The 3,069-nt window shown below is 50.3% G+C and carries 1 rRNA gene; it reads left to right on the top strand.

What is annotated here, in order from left to right:
• The first annotated feature begins 93 nt into the window (after positions 1-93).
• A 23S ribosomal RNA gene (locus MHH85_RS22200) occupies positions 94-3,023 on the top strand.
• The last annotated feature ends 46 nt before the right edge of the window (positions 3,024-3,069 follow it).

Raw genomic sequence — 3,069 nt, 5'->3', positions numbered from 1 at the left:
TTGTTCTTTGAAAACTGGATAAAACGACATTGAAGCAAATTAAGTAACACATTTTTTATTATTAAGTTTTTTAGGCTTAATAACTAACTTTTAGGTTAAGTTATTAAGGGCGCATGGCGGATGCCTTGGCACTAGGAGCCGAAGAAGGACGGCACTAACACCGATATGCTTCGGGGAGCTGTAAGTGAGCTTTGATCCGGAGATTTCCGAATGGGGGAACCCACTGTTCGTAATGGAGCAGTATCTTGACGTGAATACATAGCGTCTTGATGGCAGACCCAGGGAACTGAAACATCTAAGTACCTGGAGGAAGAGAAAGAAAAATCGATTCCCTGAGTAGCGGCGAGCGAAACGGGAATAGCCCAAACCAAGAGGCTTGCCTCTTGGGGTTGTAGGACACTCTATATGGAGTTACAAAGGAATGAGTTAAACGAAGCGGTCTGGAAAGGCCCGCCAGAGCAGGTAACAGCCCTGTAGTTGAAAGTTCATTCTCTCTTGAGTGTATCCTGAGTACGGCGGAACACGTGAAATTCCGTCGGAATCTGGGAGGACCATCTCCCAAGGCTAAATACTACCTAGTGACCGATAGTGAACCAGTACCGTGAGGGAAAGGTGAAAAGCACCCCGGAAGGGGAGTGAAATAGATCCTGAAACCATGTGCCTACAAGTAGTTAGAGCCCGTTAATGGGTGATAGCGTGCCTTTTGTAGAATGAACCGGCGAGTTACGATTACATGCGAGGTTAAGTTTTAGAAGACGGAGCCGTAGCGAAAGCGAGTCTGAATAGGGCGAATGAGTATGTGGTTGTAGACCCGAAACCAGGTGATCTACCCATGTCCAGGGTGAAGGTAAGGTAACACTTACTGGAGGCCCGAACCCACGTACGTTGAAAAGTGCGGGGATGAGGTGTGGGTAGCGGAGAAATTCCAATCGAACCTGGAGATAGCTGGTTCTCTCCGAAATAGCTTTAGGGCTAGCCTCGTGATAGAGAATCCTGGAGGTAGAGCACTGTTTGAACTAGGGGTCCATCCCGGATTACCGAATTCAGACAAACTCCGAATGCCAGTGATTTATGCACGGGAGTCAGACTGCGAGTGATAAGATCCGTAGTCAAAAGGGAAACAGCCCAGACCACCAGCTAAGGTCCCAAAGTAATTGTTAAGTGGAAAAGGATGTGACGTTGCTTAGACAACCAGGATGTTGGCTCAGAAGCAGCCATCATTTAAAGAGTGCGTAATAGCTCACTGGTCGAGTGACGCTGCGCCGAAAATGTATCGGGGCTAAACAATTCACCGAAGCTGTGGATGGACATCTTAGATGTCCGTGGTAGGAGAGCGTTCTAAGTGCTGTGAAGTCAGACCGGAAGGACTGGTGGAGCGCTTAGAAGTGAGAATGCCGGTATGAGTAGCGAAAGACGGGTGAGAATCCCGTCCACCGAATGACTAAGGTTTCCTGAGGAAGGCTCGTCCGCTCAGGGTTAGTCGGGACCTAAGCCGAGGCCGATAGGCGTAGGCGATGGACAACAGGTTGATATTCCTGTACCACCTATTTACCATTTGAGCAATGGGGGGACGCAGTAGGATAGGGTAAGCATGCTGTTGGTTATGCATGTTCAAGCAGTGAGGCGTGAAATGAGGCAAATCCCATTTCTATAACGTTGAGCTGTGATGACGAGGACGTATGTCCGGAGTTCCTGATTTCACACTGCCAAGAAAAGCCTCTAGCGAGGTAAAAGGTGCCCGTACCGCAAACCGACACAGGTAGTCGAGGAGAGAATCCTAAGGTGTGCGAGAGAACTCTCGTTAAGGAACTCGGCAAAATGACCCCGTAACTTCGGGAGAAGGGGTGCTCTAGTAGGGTGAAAGCCCGAGAGAGCCGCAGTGAATAGGCCCAGGCGACTGTTTAGCAAAAACACAGGTCTCTGCAAAACCGTAAGGTGACGTATAGGGGCTGACGCCTGCCCGGTGCTGGAAGGTTAAGAGGAGTGCTTAGCGCAAGCGAAGGTGCGAATTGAAGCCCCAGTAAACGGCGGCCGTAACTATAACGGTCCTAAGGTAGCGAAATTCCTTGTCGGGTAAGTTCCGACCCGCACGAAAGGCGTAACGATCTGGGCACTGTCTCAACGAGAGACTCGGTGAAATTATAGTACCTGTGAAGATGCAGGTTACCCGCGACAGGACGGAAAGACCCCGTGGAGCTTTACTGTAGCCTGATATTGAATTTTGATACATCTTGTACAGGATAGGTAGGAGCCAGAGATTCCGGAGCGCCAGCTTCGGAGGAGGCGTTGGTGGGATACTACCCTAGATGTATTGAACTTCTAACCCATGCCCCTTAGCGGGGTAGGAGACAGTGTCAGGCGGGCAGTTTGACTGGGGCGGTCGCCTCCTAAAGAGTAACGGAGGCGCCCAAAGGTTCCCTCAGAATGGTTGGAAATCATTCGTAGAGTGTAAAGGCATAAGGGAGCTTGACTGCGAGACCTACAAGTCGAGCAGGGTCGAAAGACGGGCTTAGTGATCCGGTGGTTCCGCATGGAAGGGCCATCGCTCAACGGATAAAAGCTACCCCGGGGATAACAGGCTTATCTCCCCCAAGAGTCCACATCGACGGGGAGGTTTGGCACCTCGATGTCGGCTCATCGCATCCTGGGGCTGTAGTCGGTCCCAAGGGTTGGGCTGTTCGCCCATTAAAGCGGTACGCGAGCTGGGTTCAGAACGTCGTGAGACAGTTCGGTCCCTATCCGTCGTGGGCGTAGGAAATTTGAGAGGAGCTGTCCTTAGTACGAGAGGACCGGGATGGACACACCGCTGGTGTACCAGTTGTTCTGCCAAGGGCATCGCTGGGTAGCTATGTGTGGACGGGATAAGTGCTGAAAGCATCTAAGCATGAAGCCCCCCTCAAGATGAGATTTCCCATTACGCAAGTAAGTAAGATCCCTCAAAGACGATGAGGTAGATAGGTTCGAGGTGGAAGTGTGGCGACATACGGAGCTGACGAATACTAATAGATCGAGGACTTAACCAAATTTTACTTAACTAACTTCAATGTAATTTATCCAGTTTTGAGAGAA

The sequence above is a fragment of the Viridibacillus sp. FSL E2-0187 genome, assembly GCF_038006425.1.
Lineage (GTDB): Bacteria > Bacillota > Bacilli > Bacillales_A > Planococcaceae > Viridibacillus > Viridibacillus arvi.
This window is presented reverse-complemented; position numbering and strand designations above follow the sequence as displayed.